General features: G+C 61.1%; 19 protein-coding genes and 2 pseudogenes. 10 read left to right on the forward strand and 11 right to left on the reverse strand.

Going from position 1 to position 22,663, the window contains the following annotated elements:
• The first annotated feature begins 96 nt into the window (after positions 1 to 96).
• The 4 genes from IPM89_09450 to IPM89_09465 all read left to right on the forward strand — a co-directional run bounded on the left by IPM89_09450 (position 97) and on the right by IPM89_09465 (position 5,786).
• Complete coding sequence (locus IPM89_09450; GenBank protein ID QQS53149.1) at positions 97 to 1,983, forward strand: cyclic nucleotide-binding/CBS domain-containing protein; 1,887 nt, start codon at positions 97 to 99, stop codon at positions 1,981 to 1,983.
• Positions 1,984 to 2,010: 27 nt separating this feature from the next.
• A complete protein-coding gene (locus tag IPM89_09455) occupies positions 2,011 to 3,795 on the forward strand; it encodes an arginine--tRNA ligase (protein ID QQS53150.1) in 1,785 nt (594 codons plus the stop codon).
• Positions 3,792 to 4,259 (forward strand): hypothetical protein, encoded by a 468-nt coding sequence (locus tag IPM89_09460; protein ID QQS53151.1) that lies wholly within the window; start codon positions 3,792 to 3,794, stop codon positions 4,257 to 4,259. The genes IPM89_09455 and IPM89_09460 overlap by 4 nt, the downstream gene beginning before the upstream one ends.
• A 102-nt stretch (positions 4,260 to 4,361) precedes the next feature.
• Complete coding sequence (locus IPM89_09465) at positions 4,362 to 5,786, forward strand: HDOD domain-containing protein (protein QQS53152.1); 1,425 nt, start codon at positions 4,362 to 4,364, stop codon at positions 5,784 to 5,786.
• A 294-nt stretch (positions 5,787 to 6,080) separates the two neighbouring features.
• Here IPM89_09465 and glnK read toward each other — a convergent pair whose 3' ends face one another.
• The 3 genes from glnK to IPM89_09480 all read right to left on the reverse strand — a co-directional run bounded on the left by glnK (position 6,081) and on the right by IPM89_09480 (position 8,359).
• Positions 6,081 to 6,419 carry a P-II family nitrogen regulator gene (gene glnK, locus IPM89_09470; GenBank protein QQS53153.1) on the reverse strand — a complete coding sequence of 113 codons (339 nt, stop codon included), beginning with the start codon at positions 6,417 to 6,419 and terminating at the stop codon, positions 6,081 to 6,083.
• A gap of 128 nt (positions 6,420 to 6,547) precedes the next feature.
• Positions 6,548 to 7,897 (reverse strand): ammonium transporter, encoded by a 1,350-nt coding sequence (locus IPM89_09475; GenBank protein ID QQS53154.1) that lies wholly within the window; start codon positions 7,895 to 7,897, stop codon positions 6,548 to 6,550.
• A 123-nt stretch (positions 7,898 to 8,020) separates the two neighbouring features.
• Positions 8,021 to 8,359, reverse strand: coding sequence for a P-II family nitrogen regulator (locus IPM89_09480; protein QQS53155.1), 339 nt, complete (start codon positions 8,357 to 8,359; stop codon positions 8,021 to 8,023).
• Positions 8,360 to 8,675: 316 nt separating this feature from the next.
• On the opposite strand from IPM89_09480, the gene IPM89_09485 reads away from it, so the two are divergent.
• The 3 genes from IPM89_09485 to IPM89_09495 all read left to right on the forward strand — a co-directional run bounded on the left by IPM89_09485 (position 8,676) and on the right by IPM89_09495 (position 11,181).
• Positions 8,676 to 8,978 (forward strand): accessory factor UbiK family protein, encoded by a 303-nt coding sequence (locus tag IPM89_09485; GenBank protein ID QQS53156.1) that lies wholly within the window; start codon positions 8,676 to 8,678, stop codon positions 8,976 to 8,978.
• A 167-nt stretch (positions 8,979 to 9,145) separates the two neighbouring features.
• The gene (locus IPM89_09490; GenBank protein QQS53157.1) at positions 9,146 to 10,657 is read left to right on the forward strand and encodes a YifB family Mg chelatase-like AAA ATPase; all 1,512 of its coding nucleotides are present in this window, start codon (positions 9,146 to 9,148) and stop codon (positions 10,655 to 10,657) included.
• A gap of 104 nt (positions 10,658 to 10,761) precedes the next feature.
• The gene (locus IPM89_09495; protein QQS55860.1) at positions 10,762 to 11,181 is read left to right on the forward strand and encodes a hypothetical protein; all 420 of its coding nucleotides are present in this window, start codon (positions 10,762 to 10,764) and stop codon (positions 11,179 to 11,181) included.
• A gap of 6 nt (positions 11,182 to 11,187) precedes the next feature.
• Here the strand turns inward: IPM89_09495 and IPM89_09500 are convergent, their stop codons facing one another.
• The 3 genes from IPM89_09500 to IPM89_09510 all read right to left on the reverse strand — a co-directional run bounded on the left by IPM89_09500 (position 11,188) and on the right by IPM89_09510 (position 13,643).
• The gene (locus tag IPM89_09500) at positions 11,188 to 11,931 is read right to left on the reverse strand and encodes an NUDIX hydrolase (protein QQS53158.1); all 744 of its coding nucleotides are present in this window, start codon (positions 11,929 to 11,931) and stop codon (positions 11,188 to 11,190) included.
• Between the two features lie 4 nt (positions 11,932 to 11,935).
• Entirely contained in the window at positions 11,936 to 12,760 is an 825-nt protein-coding gene (locus IPM89_09505; protein ID QQS53159.1) for a protein phosphatase 2C domain-containing protein, read from the reverse strand.
• Between the two features lie 85 nt (positions 12,761 to 12,845).
• Positions 12,846 to 13,643, reverse strand: coding sequence for a hypothetical protein (locus IPM89_09510; GenBank protein QQS53160.1), 798 nt, complete (start codon positions 13,641 to 13,643; stop codon positions 12,846 to 12,848).
• A gap of 239 nt (positions 13,644 to 13,882) precedes the next feature.
• On the opposite strand from IPM89_09510, the gene IPM89_09515 reads away from it, so the two are divergent.
• Both IPM89_09515 and IPM89_09520 read left to right on the forward strand, forming a co-directional pair.
• Positions 13,883 to 14,635, forward strand: coding sequence for an NAD-dependent deacylase (locus tag IPM89_09515; protein QQS53161.1), 753 nt, complete (start codon positions 13,883 to 13,885; stop codon positions 14,633 to 14,635).
• A complete protein-coding gene (locus tag IPM89_09520; GenBank protein QQS53162.1) occupies positions 14,632 to 15,396 on the forward strand; it encodes an alpha/beta hydrolase in 765 nt (254 codons plus the stop codon). The genes IPM89_09515 and IPM89_09520 overlap by 4 nt, the downstream gene beginning before the upstream one ends.
• Before the next feature lie 72 nt (positions 15,397 to 15,468).
• On the opposite strand, the pseudogene IPM89_09525 reads toward IPM89_09520, so the two are convergent.
• A pseudogene (locus IPM89_09525) lies at positions 15,469 to 16,646 on the reverse strand (IS630 family transposase).
• Positions 16,647 to 16,802: 156 nt separating this feature from the next.
• Between IPM89_09525 and IPM89_09530 the strand changes: the two are divergent.
• Positions 16,803 to 17,863 (forward strand): annotated as a pseudogene (locus IPM89_09530) (IS630 family transposase).
• 9 nt (positions 17,864 to 17,872) lie between these two features.
• Here the strand turns inward: IPM89_09530 and IPM89_09535 are convergent.
• The 4 genes from IPM89_09535 to grpE form a co-directional block, all read right to left on the reverse strand.
• Positions 17,873 to 18,475 carry a transposase gene (locus IPM89_09535; GenBank protein QQS53163.1) on the reverse strand — a complete coding sequence of 201 codons (603 nt, stop codon included), beginning with the start codon at positions 18,473 to 18,475 and terminating at the stop codon, positions 17,873 to 17,875.
• Between the two features lie 161 nt (positions 18,476 to 18,636).
• Positions 18,637 to 19,776, reverse strand: a complete 1,140-nt coding sequence (gene dnaJ, locus IPM89_09540; protein ID QQS53164.1) for a molecular chaperone DnaJ — start codon at positions 19,774 to 19,776, stop codon at positions 18,637 to 18,639.
• Positions 19,777 to 19,877: 101 nt separating this feature from the next.
• Positions 19,878 to 21,812, reverse strand: coding sequence for a molecular chaperone DnaK (gene dnaK, locus IPM89_09545; protein ID QQS53165.1), 1,935 nt, complete (start codon positions 21,810 to 21,812; stop codon positions 19,878 to 19,880).
• Positions 21,813 to 21,925: 113 nt separating this feature from the next.
• Positions 21,926 to 22,540, reverse strand: a complete 615-nt coding sequence (grpE, locus tag IPM89_09550; protein QQS53166.1) for a nucleotide exchange factor GrpE — start codon at positions 22,538 to 22,540, stop codon at positions 21,926 to 21,928.
• Positions 22,541 to 22,663: the final 123 nt, after the last annotated feature.

Consider the following 22,663-nt stretch of genomic DNA (forward strand, 5'->3'; position numbering starts at 1 on the left):
TCATCCGACCCCGGTCGAATCCTGCTAAGATTAAGCCCCTTCCGGCTCGCGCCGCGAAGGGGTTCTTATTTGGCCAATCGGAATCGAACCACCGCCGTGACTATCCCGGATCATCAAGCGTTCCTCGCGCGCCTTGCTCCCTTTAACCAGCTCTCCGAACCGGAGCTGGCACGCCTTGCCGACGAACTGAAGGTCGGTCACTTTCAACCGGGCGAAATCTTACAGAAGGCGGGTGAAGTGCCCGCCTGTCTCTACCTCATCATCGACGGCTTGGTTTACGAGGTGGACGGCGACCCCACGCTCCCGGGTCGCGAGAGCACGGAAACCGCCGCGGTCGCCAATGATGGCTCGCCCATGTGGTACGTGATCGCCCTGTATGGCGCCGAGGACGTCTTTGACGCCGGCGCCTTGCTGGAAGGCACGGGCACCCACAGTTTCGTGGTCGGCAAACCCACCCGCTGCCTGCAGATGCCACGACCGGTCTTCCTGCAAACCATTCAAAATCATCCACCGCTGGCGGCTTTCTACAATCAGAAAATTTCCCAGCGGCTCGCCACCCTGCGCGAGACCGACGACCGCCAGGAATTGGCGGCATTCACCATCGCCAGAATTCAGGACGTCTATATTCATCCGCCGCTCTTCGTGACCGCCGAAGCCTCCATACACGAAGCCGCGCTGGCGATGAAAGCCCACAAAACCAATTCGGTGCTGGTTCGGTATGGCGATGAAGTCGGCATCGTCACCGCCACCGATCTGCGGGAAGCGGCTATCATCCAGCGGCGCTCCGTGGACGAAGCCATCGGACCACTGGCCACCTACGACCTGATCGACATGGAGCCGGGCGATTTTCTGTTCAATGCCCTGCTGCGAATGACCCACCACAACGTCAACCGGCTGGTGATCCGCGACAGCAAAACCATTCATGGCATTCTCGAACAGATCGATCTGCTCAGTTATCTTTCCAACCACTCGCATCTGATCGCCCTGCAAATCGACCGGGCGCGCTCCCGGGAGGATCTAAAGTGGGCCAGCCACGATCTGGTCAATGTGATCCGTGACCTGCACGACAAGGGCATCAAAATCCGCTACATCATGCAACTGGTGTCGGAACTCAATAAGAAGCTGTTGCGTAAGCTGTTTGCTCTGATCGCACCGCCGGAACTGCTGGAAAACGCCTGCCTGCTGGTGCTGGGCAGCGAGGGCCGCGAGGAGCAGGTGCTGAAGACCGATCAGGATAATGCCCTGATCCTGCGCGACGGCTTCAGTTACCCCGATTTGGAGCGAATCACCCGCGAATTTACCGAAAGCCTGATCGATTTCGGCTATCCACGTTGTCCCGGCAACATCATGGTGTCGAACCCGTACTGGAGCAAATCGGTTGCCGCCTACAAAGACGAACTGTTTCAATGGATCGTTCATCCGAGCCATGATTCCTTTCTGCAATTCGCCATCTTCTTCGACGCCACGGCGGTGGCCGGCGACGAGAATTTGCTCCGCCATGTCAAGGACCACATGTATCGCCTGCTCGGCGACCATCGATCTTTCTACAGCCAGTTCGCCAAATCCACCGTCGCGTTTGAAACACCGTTGGGGTTTTTCACCAATTTCGTGGTCGAAAAAGACCGCGACGAGCTGGACATCAAGAAAGGCGGTATCTTCCCTATCGTTCACGGCGCCCGCAGTTTGGCTTTGGAATACCGGTTGCCGCAGACCCATACCGTGGACCGGATCATGGCGCTAAGCCAGCGGAACCTGTTCAAGCCCTCTTTCGGCGTTGAACTGATCGAAGTCTTCATCTATCTGTCCACCTTGCGCGCCGAGGCTGGCCTGCGCAAAATCAAACAGGGAATACCGCAGGATAATTACCTGAACCCCAAGGATCTCAACAAGCTGCAACGGGAAGTGCTGCGCGATTCGTTCAAGATCGTCAACGAATTCAAAAAATTCATCACCTATCACTTCAAACTGGGGATGATCAGTTAACCGGAAAACCCCCATGAGGCTTTCCCCGTGAAAACGCACCTGCACCACCTCATCGCCCAGGCACTCCAACAACTCCAACAGGAGGGAGTGCTCATCGACGTCGATCCATCCTCGATTCCGCTGGAACGCACTCGCGACCGCACGCACGGCGATTTCGCCAGCACCATCGCGCTGGCCTTGGCCAAAACCGCCCGCCGTAAGCCCCGCGAACTGGCCGAACGCATCAAGGCAACCCTGCCCGCCTCCGCCCATGTCGCCAAGGTGGAGATCGCCGGGCCCGGTTTCATCAATTTCTTCCTGGCGCCCACCGCCTATCAAGCGGCAGTCAGCGAGGTCCTCAAGCAGCGGGATGGTTTCGGCCGGAGCACGCTCGGCGGCGGCAAGCGGGTACAGGTAGAGTTCGTCTCCGCCAACCCCACCGGCCCACTGCATGTCGGCCACGGCCGCGGCGCGGCGTTCGGCGCCACCGTCGCCAATCTGCTGGAAGCGATCGGCTACCGGGTTCACCGCGAATACTATGTCAACGACGCCGGCCGGCAGATGAATATCCTGGCCGCCAGCATCTGGCTGCGCTACCTGGAGCACTGCGGCGAACAGTTTCGTTTTCCCAGCAACGGCTATCGAGGCGATTACGTGCGCGACATCGCCGCCCGCCTTTATGCCGAACACGACGGCGCCTACATGGCCTCGGCGGTGCACATATTTCAGGATGCACCACCGGACGAGATCCGCAACGAAGCAGGCGAGATAATCGCTCCCGGCGACAAGGAAGCCCACATCGACGCCCTGGTCGAACGTGCCCGCGCCCTGCTGGGCGATCACCACTACCGCTACATTTTCGAACTGGGCCTCAATACCATTTTGGACGACATCCGCGACGACCTGCGGGAGTTCGGCGTGGTCTACGACGAGTGGTACTCGGAACTCACCCTGGCGGAAAGTGGCGCGGTCAACAAAACCATCAACCGGCTGCGCGATACGGATTACATCTACGAGCAGGACGGGGCATTCTGGTTTCGCTCCAGCGCCTTCGGCGACGAGAAAGACCGGGTGGTGCAGCGGGAAAATGGTCAGACCACCTACTTCGCTTCGGATATCGCCTACCACCTGGAAAAGTTCAAACGCGGCTTCGACTGGGTCATCGACGTCTGGGGCGCCGACCATCACGGCTACATCCCGCGGGTCAAGGCCGCGCTGCAAGCGCTGGGCGAGAATCCCGACCGCCTGGACGTGTTGCTGGTGCAGTTCGCCATCCTCTACCGCAACGGCGAACGGGCCCAGATGTCCACCCGCTCCGGTGAGTTCGTCACCCTGCGCGAGTTGCGCCAGGAGGTCGGCAACGACGCCGCCCGTTTTTTCTATGTCATGCGCAAGAGCGAGCAACATCTGGATTTCGATCTCGACTTGGCCAAGTCGCAATCCAAGGACAATCCCGTATACTATATTCAGTATGCGTATGCTCGAATTTGTAGCGTTCTAAGACAACTGCATGAAAAAGGGCTCTCCCACGATCCGGCGCGCGGTCAAGCTCAACTGGCGCTGCTGGTCGAGCCGCACGAGGAAGTCCTGCTAGTGGCACTGTCGCGCTACCCCGAAGTGGTGGAAACGGCCGCTCTCAACCACGAGCCACACCAATTGGCGCATTATTTGCGGGATTTGGCCAACGCCTTCCACACTTACTACAACGAGCATCGAGTTCTGGTGAGCGACGACGCGCTGCGCGATGCTCGGCTCAATCTGAGCATGGCCACGCGGCAGGTGATCAAAAACGGTCTCGCCCTGCTGGGCGTTTCGGCCCCGGAGGTCATGTGAGCATCCGACGCGACTACAAGCCCGCCTCGACCTGGCAGCGCCGCCGGCGATCGGTGCGCCGTCATGGTCTGCTCGTGGTGACGCTGGTGTTGGTCGGCCTGTTCGGTGGCTTGCTGGCCTACATCAAGGACGACCGGAGCCAACTTCCAGCGGTTTCGACCGCTGCGCCCAGCCTGCCCGCGCCATCGGCCGGCAGCCCCCCCGCACCCCAACCGCCGCCCGCCGCCCCCGAAATCGTGCCCGCGCCACTCAAACCTAAATACGATTTTTACACCGAACTGCCCAAGCGGCAGATCAACTTTCGACAGGATTCTCCCGGTCCGCATGGTGTCTCGCAGCCACCGTCCGTCCGCTCGCGGCCGGCGACCGAGCCGTTGCGCAAACCAGCGCCGCCGAAGGAAAATCGGATCGCGCCAATCATGATCCGGGCCACCGCCAGCCAAGTCATGGTCGATCGATCATGAGCATGATCCTGTGTTTCAGACCGAAGCGACCGCTCTCCATATTCGAGCCATCTTCCTGACCGGCGCCACGACCATCGCCATACCCCTTCCAGAGCCACCACCATGAACCTGCCCGATACCGTTCGGAGCTACCTGGACCAGCGGCGACTGCCCTATCGGACGATGGCTTGCCCATCCGGTGAAACACTCGCTCAGGTCGCGATGCGACTTGATCTCCCTCTCCACCGGATGGTGCGGATCGTCCTGTTGAAAGACAGCTCCGGCTTGGTCATGGCCATCCTGCCGGGTAGCCACATCCTGGATTTTTCCATGCTGTGCAAGGCGATGCGGCGCGACCTGGTACCTCTATACGGCACCGAAACCATCCGTTTTTTCCAAAACCGAGGCTGCAAGGCAGGCGCCTACCCACCCCTGCCCGAGGCTTTCGGTATCCCCGCGCTGGCCGACGATGGTTTGATCCTGGCGGACGAAGATGAAATCTACTTCGACGGCGGTAGTGGCGACACCTTGATCAGCATGCGAAACATCGATTTCCGGAGTTTGCTCAACCAGGCGCGCTGGGAACACTTCGCGGTTCCCGTCGACGATCTTGACTCCCTGCTCAGCCAGCAGGCCATCACGCCGCAAAACCTGACCAGCCTTACCAATCGTTATACGCCGGCGGGATTGCGGGAAGGGATCGAGGCCATCACCGAACTGCCGGTCATGCCGCAAACCGTGCAGCAGATCCTGATCCTGCGCGCCCACCCAACCACCAGCGCCCAGGATATCCTTCGCATCGTCGAGCGGGACCCCAGCCTGGCCGCTCAGGTGGTGTACTGGGCACGCTCGCCGTTGCACGGCCATCCGGTCGTCGTGGATTCGTTGCAAACCGCGATTGAGCAGGTACTGGGCGTCGATAATACGCTCAACCTGTTGCTCGGCTCCAGCATGAGTCAGACTTTTCGCATCCCGGCCGACGGCCCGGTCGGTTTGAAAGCCTTCTGGCGGCACAGTACCTACTGCGCGTCCCTGGTCAGCGAACTGGCCAAGCTGCTGCCCGAGTCGGTGGATGTCAAGCCGGAGCTCGCCTACCTGTGCGGGCTGCTGCACAATTTCGGCTACCTGGTACTGGGTCATGTATTCCCCGCCCGCTTTTTTCTGTTCAACCGGTTTCTGGCGGTCAACCGGCAGGTACCGGTCAGCGCGATCGAGCGTTATGTCCTGGGCACCGAGCACTGGCATATCGGTGCCTGGCTGATGCAATCGTGGTCCATGCCCGAGGAAGTGATCGCCGCCGTGCGCTGGCATCACCATGAGGACTGTACCCAACCGTATGCGGAATACTCCAACCTGGTGCTGATCGCCAATCGCCTGCTGCACTACATCGGGATCGGGGATGAAGAAAGCAGTCGCTTGCCGGCCTTGGCCATGTTCACGCTCGGCATCGGTCACGACCAGGCCATGGCGGCACTGGCGCAGGTACAAGCCAGCATGCGAGCGCTCGATACCTTGTCGGAGGCGCTGCAACTGCCCTCCGAGGGTTAGCCGCGACCAGCCTCATTCCCGCCAGGGTTTCAGACAGGTGTCATTCGCCAAGGCGGTAATTCATCGAACAGTCGTTGTGCGAACCGGGGCCTTCATAGTCGACTCCCAAGCCGCCGCCAAGCCGCCGCCAAGCCGTCCGCCACCAAATATTACAACGCCGAAATCCACCGCGCCGCGCTGGGGCCACGCCGGAGTTCATGTGGCGGGTACTGGCCGGATGAGCTGAATCCGTCGCCCTGAAACGCAAAGGGCGAAGCCGCCGGCTCCGCCCTGTCCGATGTGCCTCACCGGCGGTTACAACGCGCTGGGACCGATTTCGCCGGTGCGAATCCGGATTGCGCGCTCCAGTTCGATGATGAAGATCTTGCCGTCGCCGATCTTGCCGGTGTTGGCGGTGGAGCAGATCGCCTCCACCACCTTATCGACCAAACTGTCGTCCACGGCGATTTCCAGCTTAACCTTCGGCAGGAAGTCCACCACGTATTCGGCGCCGCGGTACAGTTCGGTATGCCCCTTCTGGCGACCAAAACCCTTGACCTCGGTTACGGTGATGCCCTGCACCCCGATAGCCGAAAGAGCTTCCCGCACGTCGTCCAATTTGAACGGTTTGATGATTGCAGTGACTAGCTTCATGGATACCCTCTAGCGTTCGCCTGACCCAAAACACAATGCCTGCGCGGGAATATAACCGAAAATCCATGGTTGCGCGCGATGTCGGGCGGACACCGGAGTCCCGCGGTGCCGGTGTCCGCCGCCCAACATTACAGGTTATAACCGCGCTCGTCGTGCAGCGCGATGTCCAGACCCTCGGTTTCCTGCTCCTCCGTGACCCGCAAGCCGATCACGACATCGATAATCTTCAGGATCACGAAGCTCAGAACGCCGGAATAAACGATGGTGAACAACACGCCCTTGGTCTGCACCCACAACTGAGTGCCGATGGTCATGCCTTCGGCCAAACCCGCGCCGCCCAGGCTGGCGTCGGCGCACAAACCGGTCAGGATCGCGCCGGCGATACCGCCCACCGCATGCACACCGAACACGTCCAGCGAGTCGTCGTAACCCAGTACCCGCTTCAGCTTGGTGGACGCCAAAAAGCAGATCACGCCGGACGCAAAACCGATCAGCAACGCACCCATCGGACCGGCGGTGCCGGAAGCCGGCGTGATCGCCACCAGACCCGCCACCGCGCCGGAAGCGATGCCCAGCACGCTGGGCTTGCCGTGAGACAACCATTCCGCGAACATCCAGGTCATCGCCGCCATGGCGGTCGCGATCTGCGTGACCAGCATGGCCATGCCCGCCGATCCATTGGCCGCCACCGCGCTGCCGGCGTTGAAACCGAACCAACCGACCCACAGCATCCCGGCGCCCATGATGGTGAAATTCAGATTATGCGGCGGCATTGCCGTATGCGGATAACCCTTGCGTTTGCCAAGCACCAGACAGGCCACGAAACCGGCGATACCGGCGTTGATATGCACGACCGTGCCGCCGGCGAAATCCAGTACGCCCCAATCCCACATCAGCGCGCCGTCGCCGCCCCACACCATGTGGGCAACCGGGGTATAGACGATGGTAAACCACACAGCCATGAACAGCAGCAGCGCCGAAAACTTCATCCGTTCGGCGAAAGCGCCGACGATCAGCGCCGGGGTAATGATCGCAAAGGTCATCTGAAAGGTGATGAACACAGTCTCCGGTATGGTTGCGGTCAAGCTATCCCGACCGACTCCACTCAAGAATGCCTTGCCGAGACCGCCGATGAAAGTGTATAGATTGATGGCCTCAGTGGTCATGCCAGTGGTATCGAACGCCAGGCTGTAGCCATACAACGCCCACAGCACGCTCATCATCGCGGTGATGGCAAAGCACTGCATCATCACCGACAGCACGTTCTTGGCGCGTACCATGCCGGCGTAGAACAGCGACAGCCCAGGAATGGTCATGAATAACACCAAGGCGGTGGAAGTCAGCATCCAGGCCGTGTCGCCCGCGCTCAAGGTCGGTGGGGCCGCCGCATCCTGGGCCACCGCCAGCGCCGGTGCCAGCACCGCCGTCAGCAGCAGCAACAGACCGCCGTTTTTCACCGCTTGTATCGTTCTCGTCATTAGTCAGGTTCTCCTAGGATTAAAACTCAAAGAGTCATGCATGGGATTCAGCTTGGGCGGGGGTCGGCAAGTCGGCCGCCACGCCGCAAGATTCAGGATACGATCGAGAGGTGAGCGCGGCCCTCACAGCGCCTCGGGTCCGGATTCGCCGGTGCGAATGCGCACGGCATTGTCCAAGTCGACGATGAAAATCTTGCCGTCACCGACCTTGCCGGTGTTGGCGGCCCCGGAAATCACCTCGACCACCCGGTCGGCCAGATCGTCGGTCACGCCGACCTCGATCTTGATCTTGGGCAGGAAATCCACTACGTATTCCGCGCCCCGATACAGTTCGGTATGACCTTTTTGCCGACCGAATCCCTTGACTTCGGTCACCGTAATGCCTTGCGCGCCCACTTCCGAGAGTGCTTCCCGGACATCGTCCAATTTGAACGGCTTGATAACCGCGGTAATGAGTTTCATGAATCAAAATCTCCCATGGCTTGGAATACCCTCGACGGGGCGCGGCTTGTTATTTCCGCATCTGGACAGCTTCCGTCCGTCATGCATTGACGGGGCGGTTAGTTGCCAGCAAAAAGCATATCGTGTGCCATCAATATAATATGTTTTAAAAACAATATGTTATATTTAATTCATGGGATTTTTTCCCGGTATTTAACCCGTAGCTGGGCACATGCCTTCCATATTTGCACCATTTTTGTGCGCAACGGCCGGCACGCACAAACCGCAAAATCCCGTTAAACTAAAGTGACGGCAATTTCCATATGGAGAAACGACGATGATCGACCCCAAAACTTTTGATGATCTGGCTAAACGTTTTACCGAAGCGCTGCCACCCAGCTTTCGCCAGTTTCAGACGGAGATGGAAAAGAACTTCCATGCGGCGTTGCAATCGGCTTTCGCCAAGCTGGAACTGGTGACGCGAGAGGAATTCGACGTGCAGCAGGCCGTGCTGGCCCGTACCCGCGCCAAGCTGGAGACGCTGGAAAAGCAAGTTGCCGAACTGGAGGGCAAGGCACCCAGCGGCAAACGGCGCAAACCCGCGGAAAAACCCGCGGAATCCGAAGAAGGCGACGGCTGATCGCCAGCGATCGCCTCCTCCGTCATGACTGGATGGCATGTCCGCTCCATCACCGATTTCTATCGCGGCCTCTTGTTGCACTCAAATAGTGCAAAGCCGCCTGGTCAGCCAGCGCCGCAATCCAATCACCCGCTTGGCGGCAATCCGTAGCAGCTCGCAGGATTCCCATGTCCCTCGCCATCGTCCACACCCGCGCCCAAGTCGGTATCGACGCACCGCCGGTCAGCGTGGAAGTGCATCTGTCCACCGGCCTGCCGGGGCTGTTCATCGTCGGCCTGCCGGAAGCGGCGGTGAAGGAGAGCAAGGACCGGGTGCGCGGCGCCATCCTCAACAGCCGCTTCGAATTTCCCAGCCGCCGCATCACCATCAACCTGGCGCCGGCCGATCTGCCCAAGGAGGGCGGCCGCTTCGACCTGCCGATCGCGCTGGGCATCCTGGCCGCCTCGGGTCAGATCAGCCGCGAACGATTGGGACAGTACGAATGCCTCGGCGAGCTGGCGCTGGGCGGCGAGCTGCGCGGCGTTCGTGGCGTGCTGCCGGCCGCGCTGGCCTGTCGCGACGCTGGGCGTACCCTGCTGGCGCCGGCCGACAACGCCGCCGAGGCGCTATTGGCCGGTGGCGCGACCGTGTTGGGCGCGGGCCACCTACTGGAGATTTGTCGGCAACTGAACACCGGCACGGCCTTGCGGCCGTCACACCCCCCCTCCCGCCCGGAGCCGGAACCGTTGCTGGAACGGGATCTGAGCGACGTGCGCGGCCAGCAACATGCCAAGCGCGCGCTGGAAATCGCCGCCGCCGGCGGTCACAACCTGCTCCTGATCGGCCCACCCGGCACTGGCAAGACCATGCTCGCCAGCCGGCTGTCTGGCATCATGCCGCCACTGAGCGAAACCGAGGCACTGGAAACCGCCGCCATCGCCTCGATCAGCGCACAGGGATTGGATTTGCAACAATGGGGGGTGCGGCCATTCCGGGCGCCGCACCACACCGCCTCGGCGGTGGCGCTGGTCGGCGGCGGAGGCCTGCCGCGACCCGGCGAGATCTCGCTGGCCCACCACGGCGTGCTGTTCCTGGACGAACTGCCGGAGTATGACCGGCGCGTGCTGGAAGTGCTGCGCGAACCGATGGAATCGGGTCATATCACCATCTCCCGCGCCGCCCGCCAAGCCGATTTTCCGGCGCGGTTCCAACTGGTGGCGGCCATGAACCCCTGTCCCTGCGGCTACCTGGGCGACGCCGAGCGGCGCTGCGCCTGCGGTCAGGAACAGGTGCGCCGCTACCGGGCGCGGGTGTCGGGTCCGCTGCTGGACCGCATCGACCTGCACATCGAAGTACCGCGACTGGCGCATCGAGCGCTGCGCGGCGACGTCCCGGAAGAAAACAGCGCCGCGGTGCGGGTACGGGTCTGCGCCGCCCGCGAGCGGCAACTGCGGCGCGCCGGGAAACCCAACAGTGCCCTGAACACCCGCGAGATCGAACGCCATTGCACGCTGAGCGAAGCCGACCATCGCCTGCTGGAACAGGCACTGGAGCGACTGGGGCTATCGCCGCGCGCCTACCATCGCATTCTGAAAGTCGCTCGGACCATCGCCGATTTGGCCGGCAGCGACGGCATCAAGACCCCGCACCTCACCGAGGCCATCAGCTATCGCGCGCTGGACCGGACCCTGGCACGCTAGCACGGCATCGCTCGACCCTTTCCTTTTTCACCGCGAGAGAAGCCTTCATGATTGGTACCGACCCCCTCACCGTACCCCTTCGCGCCCGGCCGCGCCGCCGGCCGCTGCTGGGAACACTACTACTGTTCTGGACCCTGCTGGCCACCGCCCAGGCGCCGGTTTCCGAGGCCAAGGTGGAAGCCCTGGTCGAGGCGCTGCGCCTGTCGGCGCCGCAAGCCGGGGCCGGACTGTACAGCGACTGGCAAATCAAGCCGGACAATATCGTGCGCTGGTCGCGACGCTGCCTGAACCAGGACGTGACGCCAGACCAGTTCGCCGCCGATCCGGCCCTGGCCCGACAGGTGGTGGCCTGCGTGATGGGGAAGGTGCTACGCGAACAGCTTGCCGCCAGCAATAACAACGAGATTGTCGCCGTGCAGCGTGCCGCCGCCTGGTGGATGACCGGCGACCCGGAACAGTATCGCAACGGCACGACCGGCGACTACACCCTCAAGGTACTGGAAGCCTACCTGCGGTTCTTCTGAGCGACCTTAGCGCGCATGGCGGCTGATGCTGCGGGGAAAGAAGGTGCGCCGGTCGTAATCGCGGAAGCGGTAGAGCCGCGCCGGTCGGCCGGACCCGCCGCGCAGCTTGCCGGCAATCGGCTCCAGCAGGTCGGCCTGGGCGACCCGGCGGCGGAAGGAACTCTTGTCGAGCGGCTGCTGCAGGATGATTTCGTAGGTCCGCTGCAACTCCGGCAGGGTGAATTCTTCCGGCAGCAGATGCACGGCGATGTGGGTGTACTCCAGCTTGGAACGCAAGCGCTCCACCGCGTCGGCCAGAATGTGGGCGTGGTCGAAAGCCAGATCGAAACCGACGCCGTCGCCCCGCACCGGCACCCAGCGCCCACCCTCCCGATCGCCCTCCAGCCGCAACGGTCCCGAAGCCACCAGCGCGAAGTAGACGGTGGCGACGACCCAGCCGCGCGGGTCGCGATCGCGGGAGCCGTAGGTCTTCAGTTGCTCCAAATAGCGCGCGCGCGCGCCGGTTTCCTCGATCAGCTGGCGCGCGGCGCAGGCCTGGATGGATTCATCCCACCGCAGGTCCAGAAAGCGACCCGGCAATGTCCAGCAACCCTTGCAGGGAGGCTCGACGCGCTGGGCCAGGAACACCTGCAAGCGCTCGTCGTGGATGGCAAACAGCACCAGATCGACGGTAAAGGCCGGTTTTTCGTACAGAGCGGCGACGTGGCAATGGTCGACACGCTCCGCCTCGCCCGGTTCGGTCGCGACCATGGCTCTACTCCGTTCGGGTGAAGACTCCGATACCGAGATCGTCGAGATTGAACACCAGTTCCTTGCTGTATTCGAGCAGCAGCTCGTGCAGCCGGTGCTGGACGAAACGATCTTGCGACCGATCGAACTCCAGCATCTCCCGCGCCACGTCCAGCACGCTCAGCCGTTCACTGGTACTCGCGCTGACAAAGGATTGCAGGCCGTCGGTGGCCACCGCCACCGTCGGGAAAGTATTCAGGGAGAAGCTGAACACGAGGGGGGCGTCGAAACGCTCCAGCCGGGTCGTCGTTCCGGTCTCGTTGAGATAGCCAACACTTTGCGCCGCCAGTGGATCGCCAATCGCCACCTGATACAGCGCCCACCGTTCCCGATTCAGTAGATAAGAGAGGTAATAGGGTGCGTTTCCGGCGTACTCGATCTGAATCGCCATGATCCCGCCGTCGGCGCGCCGGGCGGCCAGACAGCCATCGCCATAGAGATGCACATACACCGTGGCCCCATCGCACCAGGCGATCAGCAAGGTGGCATCGAGCGCGCTGTCCGCACCTAACTCCCGCGCCTGCCGGGCGGCGCGGCGCACGATCCGCCGGCCCAATCGCCAATGACAGGCGCGACGCCCGACTTCATCCGTGGCGGCGGCCATAAATCGCGGCAGTAAGCGGCGGGCGTTCAGCACCAGCAACCTTGCCCCCACATCGCTATCCGGCTCGGCGGAACAACCGTCGGCCAGGATCACGTAGGGATAAGGCTCCCAACCGTGACAGACATAGTCCTGGCAGAATAGATGCAACTGACCAATGGTGTAATGCGAGTCCAGCGTAATCGTCATGGAGCAACCCACGGGGTTAAGTGGAAGCGATGCCGGACCGCGTTGGCAGGTCGGATACGGCCCGCGTAGACCGCTCGCCCGCCGCTCAGCGCAGGAAATCCGCCGCCTTGGCCGTTTTCATGCCACGCCGCCGCATGTCGGTCACGAATTGCCGGGCCAGCGCCTCGAAGCCCGGCACCGGCGAACTGGTATCCTCGATCAGCACCAGTTTGCGAATGCTCTCCTTGCCGAACTGATCGACGATATCCCGGACCGTGTTGGCAACACAATGTGAGAGCGCCTGGCCGGACAAGGCCACCACATCGGCGTTTTCCAGGACCTGAATCAGCCGTCGGTTGATCTGAGTGCCCGGGTCGGCCGGATCGGGCACGTCGGCCTGTACCGCCGAATAATGCTCGGTCCAGGGATTATGGCCTTTGATCACGTAATCCACCCTTGCGAATTTGGCTTCCTCCCAAGCGCGCAGCGTCTCGGCCACTACCGGAATCACGTTATGGCCCCAGGTGCCAATCAGGCAATGCGGCGGCCAGATGGTCAGTTGGTAGCGGCCGTGATCGCGCAGTGCCCGCACGTAAGCCAGCGCCCGCTGTTGGGCATGCCTGTCGTAGGCGCGCCAGATCCCATTCTCGACATCGGCCACGCTGATCTGGGTGAAAGGCGCCGGCCGCCGGCCAGCACCATCGACCCAGAACACGGGATGGGCGATGTCGAGCAGCTGGTGAGTGTCGAGGGTGACGCGAATGCCGTCGATGCGGTCGCGCAACCGCTCCAGCAAGTGTGCCAGACGTTCGGCGTCCGCCCCGGCGCCCATTACCGGCAACGCCGCGCCCGGTGCGTCGCTAAAGTCGTTCTGCGGATCGACAATCAGGAATTCGAGGCGCATGACGGTTCTCCCCGGCATGATTTAGCGATTGTGGCCAGCCAGCGATTCGCATTCTCTTTCATCATTCCGACCACCGCGCCCACCACTTAGTGGTATTTGACCATTATTCGCTGATTAGTTGCAATAAACAACTAAATGGGCCTGGATGGGTGGTTCGTCGAATGGCCCGCCATCGGAGCTGGCCGCCGCCATGCTATCCTCAATAAGATTCTTGTCCCCTTCGGAGACTGGCCGCCGCCATGAGCGAACTCCCTATTCCCCCCAAACTCATCGATCGTCTGCGCCGTGCCCACCGGGTGACCGTGTTGACCGGCGCCGGCATTTCCGCCGAGAGTGGCGTACCGACCTTTCGCGAGGCGCAAACCGGGCTGTGGGCGCGCTACAACCCGGAAGAACTGGCCACCCCCGAGGCCTTTCAGCATAACCCCAAGCTGGTCTGGGAGTGGTATACCTGGCGGCAACAACGGGTGCGTCAGGCCGAACCCAATGCCGGCCATCGCGCCCTGGTCGAAATGGAGCAGCGGATCGCCGAGTTCACCCTGATTACCCAGAACGTGGACGGTCTGCACCGCCGCGCCGGTAGCCATCAAATTCTGGAACTGCACGGCAATCTGTTTCGCGCCAAATGCTTCAACGAAGATCGGCCGGTGGAAAGCTGGCCGGACAGCGAGGAAATCCCGCCGCGCTGCCCGCGCTGCGGCGGATTGCTGCGACCGGATGTGGTCTGGTTCGGAGAGATGCTGCCGACGGCGACGCTGCGAGCAGCCGAACGCGCCGCCGCAACTGCCGAGATCTTCCTCAGCATCGGCACCTCGGCGCTGGTCTATCCGGCTGCTGACCTGCCTTTCGCCGCCCTCAACGCCGGGGCGACCGTGGTGGAAATCAACCCTCAGCCGACCCCGCTCAGCCCACATGTCACGTTCAGCCTGAACGGGGCCGCCGGCCAGATTCTGCCCGCCCTGGTCACGGCGGCTTGGGCAGCGGCCGCGTGAGCCTGTTTACCGCCAGACCCGAACGTTTGCCCTTGGCCGACGGTGGCTTCCTCGCCTACCACCGCAGTCCAGGCATCCAACCCGGCGTCGTTTTCCTGGGCGGCTTCAGCTCCGACATGAGCGGCGTCAAGGCGACCACCCTGGAACGCTGGTGCCGGGGGCGCGGCCAGGGCTTCCTGCGCTTCGACTACTCCGGGCACGGCGCTTCCAGCGGTCGGTTCGCGGACGGCACCATCGGCGCTTGGGCGGCGGAAACGCTCGAGGTGCTGGACCGCCTGACCGAGGGTCCGCAGATCCTGGTGGGATCGTCGATGGGGGCGTGGCTGATGCTGTTGACGGCGCTGGCGCGACCGAAACGGATCGCCGGTCTGCTCGGATTGGCCTGCGCGGTGGATTTTACCGAGTATCTGTTGTGGCAGCGACTCGACCCGCCGCTGCGGGAGCGCCTGCGCCGCGAGCGGGTGATCAGCCTACCGTCGCCCTACGGCGAGCCGTACATCATCGCGCTGAACCTGATTGAGGAAGCGGCCCGACACCGCTTGTTGGACCGGCCAGAGCTACCCATCCGTTGCCCGGTGCGACTGATCCACGGCATGTGCGACACCGACGTGCCGTGGCAAACCAGTGTGCAGGTGGCGGAACGGCTGACCAGCTCCGACGTACGGGTGACACTACTCAAGGATGGGGAACACACCCTGTCGCGAGAACAGGATTTGATCCTGCTCACCCGTACCCTGGGAGATATGCTGGAAAGGCGCTAAAAAATCGATGCGGTCCAGCGACTTCCTGATACAGGTACTGCTGAAAACCGCTGAACAGCGCGCCAATCGCCTCTAGTGGGCTGCCGCACAAGTTTTGACAGGTTCGGAAACCTCATCTGGCCCGACTAGATTTTCGGCGGGCTCCAAGAACGGATAGAGGCGCTTGAGTTTGACCCGGGCCACCTCGGCACCAAACCGCCAGTGGATTTTGGTTTGGAGTTGGTTGCGCGGGCCTTGCCACGCGGCGATTTCCTCCCGCAAGGTGTCGATCGTCGAAATGCGCCGATCCAAACACTGGCCGGCGAGCACGGCCAACTCGCACTCGGCCATATTGAGCCAGCTGCCATGCTTGGGGGTGTAGTGAAATTCGAGCTTGCGGGTGATTCGACGAGCTTCCTCCGCGGGAAAGACCCCGTACAGGGCCGCGGGGGTATGGGTGTTGAGATTATCCATGACCAGCCGGATCCGTTCCGCCGTGGGGAAGTACTCATCCACCAGCCGCCGCATTTGCTCGGCAAAGTCGCGTTTGGTCCGCTGGCAAGTGACGTTGACCTGACGCCAGCCGCGCAGAGGCTGAACGAACAGAAACAAATTAGCGGTACCTTCTCGTTTATATTCAGAGTCATGGCGCGCCGGCTGGCCCGGACGAGCAGGCAGCGGATGGCGGGTTTCGCTCGTCAGTTGCACGGGGCTTTCGTCAAAGCACACTTGGGGATACCGGGGATCGTCGGGCTCGGCGTACAAGTCCAGGACATCCTCCAGATGCCAGACGTAGTCGGGGCGGATACTGGGAATACACCATTCTTGGCGTTGCCAAGGTTTGAAGTCGTTTTTTTAAGCACGCGACCGACGGTATCCGGGGAAATCAGGTCGATTTGGCGCAGTTCCACAAAGCGATCGGCCAACAGTTTCAAGGTCCACCGATGGCGGCCCGCCGGTGGGGTACTACAGGCTAAGGCGACCAGAAAGGCCGCCTGTTTGCCCGTCAAGGCCGGCGGTGAGCCCAACCGAGACGGCTCACTTAACGCCACCGTCAACCCTTCATCCACAAATCGCTGGCGAGTGCGATGCACGGTGGAAAGTCCCAGATGGAGCATTTCGGCAATCTCCTCATCGGTGGCCCCCGCCGATGCACGCAGCAAGACATGGGCACGTGCGACCCGGCGCGCCGTCGTCTTCCCTTTGTGGATCACGTCGAGCAGGGATGCTCGCTCCTCTTCGGTAAGGTCAACCAAGTACTTGTGGGCCACGGGGATTCCTCCTGTTGACCTCACCATGGGGTACCCACCGCTACCTGTCAAAACTTGTGCGGCAGCCCACTAGAACTGGACATGCCTTACAAGTAATACCATTTACGATTAGATTTTGTTATCATACTCATTTAACCTACTTTTATTGATCCAGTCATGAGCCGCTCATTACAAGTCGAAATCCACGAATCCTCCGAAGAACTAAAGCGCATAATGAATGAACAAACTCACGCCAAGTTTCGAGAGCGATTACAAATTCTATATTGGATTAAAAGTGAGATTTTTCATTCTTTACAAGAGTTAGCCGATCATTTAGGGCGATCGAAATCCGTCATTGTCAAGTGGCTCAAAGTATATCGTACCCAAGGCTTAATCGGGCTGTTGCAGTGGAATTATCATGGCGGCCGTCGTTCGAGAATTACCGAAGCTATGAGAGAGGCACTCCAGCGCCGTCTGGACGATCCGACTCATGGATTTTATAGTTACGGACAAATCCAGCAGTGGCTTCTCCAGGAATACGAGGTCGATATTCCTTATTCAACAGTGCATCAAGTCGTTCGTTATCAACTCAAAGCAAAACTTAAAGTGGCGCGGCCAACGAGCGTTCATCGCCATGAAGAGGCGGTGGTTTCTTTTAAAAAAAACTTCCACGACAACTTGAATTAATTGATATTCTTCAACAAGTTGAAAATGAAGCGGTCCGGCCTTTACGGTATTGGTGCCAAGATGAAAGTCGCTTTGGATTAAAAACGATCACCCGGCGGGTCATCACCGCACTGGGGATTAAGCCAGTTGGTCCAGTTCAATGGACCTTTCAATCATTTTGGCTCTATGGTGCCATTGAGCCACTGAGTGGCGAAAACTTCTTTTTAGAATTTTCCCATTTAGATGCTGATTGCTTTCAGTGGTTTTTGAATGAATTTTCTAAAACTTATCCGCACAGCCTCAACGTAATTCAATTGGATAACGGTCGCTTTCATTCTGCCAAAAAACTCGTAATCCCCGATAATGTCGTCTTATTATTCCAACCGCCTTACAGTCCCGATGTGAACCCCATTGAGCGTGTTTGGCAATCAATGAAAGATCAATTGTGTTGGATCAATTTAAAAACCCTAGATGAACTACGTAAAAAAGTGGATGAACTCATTCAATCGCTTCTCCCAAGCGAAGTGGTTTCTTTGACCAGTTTTGATTTTATTTTATCCGCACTAAAGTAGTAAAATCTATTAGTAATCGGTATAACCTACTGTTTTAATGACTAAATCCTTTCGAGCAGCCCTAGCGATGTACGAATCATCATTAGGAAGACTATACACCAGCCGGCTATCGGCTACGGTCTCCGCCAGATCGGCCACAATTTCGTAGCCTTCCACCCAGCGGAGGCTTTCCTTGACGTCGGGCTGATCTTTCGGCGGGCGTGCCCACAGCCAGACATCCCGCACCCCCAAGGCCACCCCCGCCGGGGTGACCGCCAGGGTCGGATGCACGTACCGCCCGTGCTGGGCCTCGTCGCTCAGCCGCCCCAGCCCGGCGATCCCCGGTTGTGTGGTGAAATCCAGTTCGGTCGTGTCTTGAAGGCACAACACAACGGGCTGGCCGGCCATTCGCGCCACCGTCCGCTGGGTATGGACCTCCAGAATCTCCCGCCAGTCCACCGCCGGGTTGTCCAGCAATCGGTCAGCGGCCTTCGTCTCGGCCCACCCCCCGCAGGCCAGCGGGATGCTCCCCGTCGGGTGCGCCGACAGGTCGTCCACCCACCGGATCAAGCGCTGGGTCCGCCGCGCATCCCCCAACTCCAGATCGTGAAACTCGGCCTGTGCCCAACTCATGCCCTATGCCCACCACTTGATGAAAAATTATATCTTAACAATGAGTTGGATTTGTGGGTAATCGGATGGGCTTTAGGACCGGGATGACCGTCGTGTTTGCGCCCGAGAAAGCCGCCGAAGCCGACGATCAGCCGCACCATCTGGCCCAAGGGAGGCGGTTTTCAGAACTTCATATCCTCGAAAAATTTCTTGACGCCATCCAGCCAGCTACCCTGCTGCGGCGTGTGGCGCTCGCCGCTGGCCTCCATGGTGGCCGCGAATTTCTCCAGCAGTTCCTTCTGCTCTCGGGTCAGGTTGACCGGAGTTTCGACCACGATCCGGCACAGCAAATCACCGGTCGGTCCGCCGCGCACCGGTTTGACGCCCTTGCCGCGCAAGCGGAATACCTTGCTGGTCTGGGTCTCTGGCGGGATCTTCAAGCTCAGTCGCCCATCCAGGGTCGGCACCTCCAACTCCCCGCCAAGCGCGGCGGTATGGAAGCCGATCGGCACCTCGCAGTACAGATCGTTATCCTCGCGGCTAAAGATCGGGTGCGGCTTCACCCGGATCTGCACGTACAGATCGCCCGGCGAGCCGCTGTGCTCGCCCGCCTCGCCCTCGCCCGTCAGCCGGATACGGTCACCGTTATCCACACCGGCCGGCACCTTGACCGATAGTGTCTTCTGCTCCTCGACCCGACCGACTCCGCGGCAGGTCTCGCAGGGATCGGGAATGATGGTGCCCCGTCCCTGGCAGCGCGGGCAAGCCTGCTGGATCGAGAAAAAGCCCTGCTGCATCCGTACCTGGCCGACCCCACGGCAGGTGGGACAGGTGGTCGGTTTGGTGCCTGGCTTGGCGCCGCTGCCGGCGCAGGTCGCGCAGCTGACCAGCGTCGGCACTCGAATCTTGGCGGTGGTGCCGAATACCGCTTCTTCCAGGGTTAAATCCAGGGTGTAACGCAGGTCGGCCCCGCGATAGCTCTGGCCGCCACCACCACCACCCCGCATACCGCCGAAAATGTCGCGAAACACTCCACCGAAGATGTCGCCCAGGTCGGCGGCTTCGCCGAAACCACCGAAACCGCCACCCGCCGCGCCGTCCACCCCCGCATGGCCGAACTGGTCGTAAGCCGTCCGCTTACGCGAGTCGCTCAGTACCTCGTAAGCTTCCTTGGCCTCCTTGAACCGTTCCTCGGCCACCTGATCGCCGGGATTACGGTCGGGATGCAGCTTCATCGCCAACCGCCGGTAGGCCTGTTTGACTTCGGCTTCGCTGGCGTTGCGAGCCACGTTGAGAGTTTCGTAATAATCGCGCTTGGACATGGTATTGCGTTACGAGTGCCTGCCGGGTTATGCCATCCAGAACCGAAAATCCGGGAACGCTTGCGCGTTCCCGGATTCACAGTTTACCGCAAGTACGGTGCTTACTTCTTCACTTCCTCGAACTCGGCGTCCACCACACCGTCGTCGGTCGGCTTGTGACCGCCGCCCGCGCCGCCGTGCGGTTCGTCCGGGCCGCCGCCATGCGGCCCGTCGCCCGACTGGCCGTAGACCCGCTCGGCCATCTTGCCGGACAGTTCGGCCAGTGTCCGGGTCTTGGCCTCGATAGCACTCATGTTGTCGGTCTTGGTGGTGGTGCGCAGGTCGCTGATCGCCGACTCGATCGCCGCTCGTTCGCCACCTTCGACCTTGTCGCCCAGATCGCGCAGCGTTTTCTCGGCGGAGTGGATCAGATTCTCGGCCTGATTGCGGGCGTTGACCAGTTCGTGGAACTTCTTGTCCTCTTCCGCGTGCGCCTCGGCATCGCCGACCATCCGCTTGATCTCATCCTCGGACAGACCGGAGGACGCCTTGATGATAATCCGGTTTTCCTTGCCGGTCGCCTTGTCCTTGGCGGAAACGTGCAGGATGCCGTTGGCGTCGATGTCGAAGGTCACCTCGATCTGCGGCACGCCACGCGGAGCCGGGGGAATGTCCTGCAAATCGAACTTGCCCAGCGACTTGTTGGCCGAGGCCATCTCGCGCTCGCCCTGCATGACATGCACGGTCACCGCGGTCTGGTTGTCGTCGGCGGTCGAGAATACCTGCTGCGCCTTGGTCGGGATGGTGGTGTTCTTCTCGATCAGCTTGGTCATCACGCCGCCCAGGGTCTCGATGCCCAGGCTCAGCGGGGTCACGTCGAGCAACAGCACATCCTTGACCGAACCGCCCAGCACGCCGCCCTGAATGGCCGCGCCGACCGCAACGGCCTCGTCGGGGTTCACGTCCTTGCGCGGCTCCTTGCCGAAAAACTCGCGCACCTTTTCCTGCACCTTGGGCATCCGGCTCTGACCGCCGACCAGCAGCACATCGTTGATCTGGCCAACGCCCAGCCCGGCATCCTTCAACGCAGTCCGACAGGGACCGATGGTTTTATCGACCAAATCCTCCACCAGCGACTCCAGCTTGGCGCGGGTCAGCTTCAGATTCAGATGCTTCGGCCCACTGGCGTCGGCGGTCATATACGGCAGGTTGATCTCGCTCTGCTGGCTGGAAGACAGCTCGATCTTGGCCTTCTCGGCCGCTTCCTTCAGCCGCTGCAACGCCAGTGGATCGTTGGCCAGGTTGATGCCGGACTCTTTTTGGAACTGCTCGATCAGATAGTCGATGATGCGCTTGTCGAAGTCCTCGCCACCCAGGAAGGTGTCGCCATTGGTCGAGAGCACCTCGAACTGTTTCTCGCCGTCCACCTCGGCGATCTCGATGATCGAGACATCGAAGGTGCCGCCGCCCAGATCGTAGACCGCGATCTTGCGATCCTTGGCACTGGACTTGTCCATGCCGAAGGCCAGCGCCGCCGCCGTCGGTTCGTTGATGATGCGCTTGACTTCCAGCCCGGCGATGCGGCCGGCGTCCTTGGTGGCCTGACGCTGGCTGTCGTTGAAGTAGGCCGGCACCGTGATCACCGCCTCGGTGACCGGGTGGCCGAGATAATCCTCGGCGGTCTTCTTCATCTTCATCAGCACCCGCGCCGAAATTTCCGGCGGCGCCATTTTCTTGTCGCGCGCTTCGACCCAGGCATCGCCGTTGTCGTTCTTGACGATCTTGTAGGGCACCAGGTTGATGTCCTTTTGCACTTCCGGCTCGTTGAACCGGCGACCGATCAGCCGCTTGACCGCAAACAGGGTGTTGTGCGGGTTGGTGACCGCCTGGCGCTTGGCCGGCTGGCCGACGGTGATTTCACCGTCTTCCAAAAAGGCGACGACGGACGGCGTGGTCCGATCGCCCTCGCTGTTTTCAATCACCCGGGGCTTACCGCCTTCCATAACCGCCACGCAGGAATTGGTGGTGCCCAGGTCGATGCCGATAATATTGCTCATGATTGTGCTCTCTAAATCAGGGAATTCGGTTGTTTGAGCCTTGCCTGCCGTTGAATGTGGGGCCATCCGGTCGGATTTTCAATGGCACGGCGTAGAGGAAGAGGAAAAGGCGTTTAACCCGCCGGTCGAGGCACGGCCTGGGCAACGATCACCTTGGCGGGGCGAATCAGCCGCTCGTTGAGCAGATACCCTTTTTGCACGACCTGCACCACGGTGTTGGGCTCGGCTTGATCGGTCGGCAGCATGGCCATGGCTTCCTGCTGGCCCGGATCGAACTTGGCGCCAAGCGGATTCACCTCGCGGGCGCCGAACTTCTCCATCGCCATCGTCAGTTGCCGAAGGGTCAGTTCGACCCCCTCCCGCAGTTTGGCGATATCCACGGCGTCGCTGGCCGCCGCCAGCCCCAGTTCCAGGCTGTCGCATACCGGCAGCAACTCGCCGAAAAACCGCTCCAGGGCGAACTTATGGGCGTTCTGCACCTCGCGCTCGGCGCGCTTGCGCAGATTTTCCATTTCGGCGTGAGCGCCCAGATACAACTTCCAATGCTCGTCGGCTTTGGCCAGCGCCTGGTCCAACTCGCGCTGCAATCCTTCGAATTCCTCGTGACTGACCGGCAGTTCGAGCCCTTCCTCCTCGACGGTCAGCGCGGTTTCCACGGGCGGCTGGGCGTCGGTCCCGGCGATATCCGGGCGAGTGGAGGGGGATTGCTTGGGTTCGGTTGAGCTCATCGGACAGGTTCTCCATCACTGGTGGCAAACGGTCGGGCGGCGGCAGTCGCCCCTGATGGCGGAGAACTGGGGTTGGATGCGGGAAATTCAAGAGCGCCGATCACTGAAACAACCGTTTTCCCC

The organism is Candidatus Competibacteraceae bacterium (assembly GCA_016699715.1).
Classification (GTDB): Bacteria; Pseudomonadota; Gammaproteobacteria; order Competibacterales; family Competibacteraceae; genus Competibacter.

What these genes read in the sequence shown, in the direction of transcription:
- IPM89_09515 (QQS53161.1), top strand. Translation starts at nt 13,883, where the DNA reads ATGAGCGAACTCCCTATTCCCCCCAAACTCATCGATCGTCTGCGCCGT.
- IPM89_09480 (QQS53155.1), bottom strand. Translation starts at nt 8,359, where the DNA reads ATGAAACTCATTACCGCGGTTATCAAGCCGTTCAAATTGGACGATGTC.
- grpE (QQS53166.1), bottom strand. Translation starts at nt 22,540, where the DNA reads ATGAGCTCAACCGAACCCAAGCAATCCCCCTCCACTCGCCCGGATATC.
- dnaK (QQS53165.1), bottom strand. Translation starts at nt 21,812, where the DNA reads ATGAGCAATATTATCGGCATCGACCTGGGCACCACCAATTCCTGCGTG.
- IPM89_09500 (QQS53158.1), bottom strand. Translation starts at nt 11,931, where the DNA reads ATGGTCGCGACCGAACCGGGCGAGGCGGAGCGTGTCGACCATTGCCAC.
- IPM89_09505 (QQS53159.1), bottom strand. Translation starts at nt 12,760, where the DNA reads ATGACGATTACGCTGGACTCGCATTACACCATTGGTCAGTTGCATCTA.
- IPM89_09485 (QQS53156.1), top strand. Translation starts at nt 8,676, where the DNA reads ATGATCGACCCCAAAACTTTTGATGATCTGGCTAAACGTTTTACCGAA.
- IPM89_09475 (QQS53154.1), bottom strand. Translation starts at nt 7,897, where the DNA reads ATGACGAGAACGATACAAGCGGTGAAAAACGGCGGTCTGTTGCTGCTG.
- IPM89_09465 (QQS53152.1), top strand. Translation starts at nt 4,362, where the DNA reads ATGAACCTGCCCGATACCGTTCGGAGCTACCTGGACCAGCGGCGACTG.
- IPM89_09535 (QQS53163.1), bottom strand. Translation starts at nt 18,475, where the DNA reads ATGAGTTGGGCACAGGCCGAGTTTCACGATCTGGAGTTGGGGGATGCG.
- dnaJ (QQS53164.1), bottom strand. Translation starts at nt 19,776, where the DNA reads ATGTCCAAGCGCGATTATTACGAAACTCTCAACGTGGCTCGCAACGCC.
- glnK (QQS53153.1), bottom strand. Translation starts at nt 6,419, where the DNA reads ATGAAGCTAGTCACTGCAATCATCAAACCGTTCAAATTGGACGACGTG.
- IPM89_09490 (QQS53157.1), top strand. Translation starts at nt 9,146, where the DNA reads ATGTCCCTCGCCATCGTCCACACCCGCGCCCAAGTCGGTATCGACGCA.
- IPM89_09510 (QQS53160.1), bottom strand. Translation starts at nt 13,643, where the DNA reads ATGCGCCTCGAATTCCTGATTGTCGATCCGCAGAACGACTTTAGCGAC.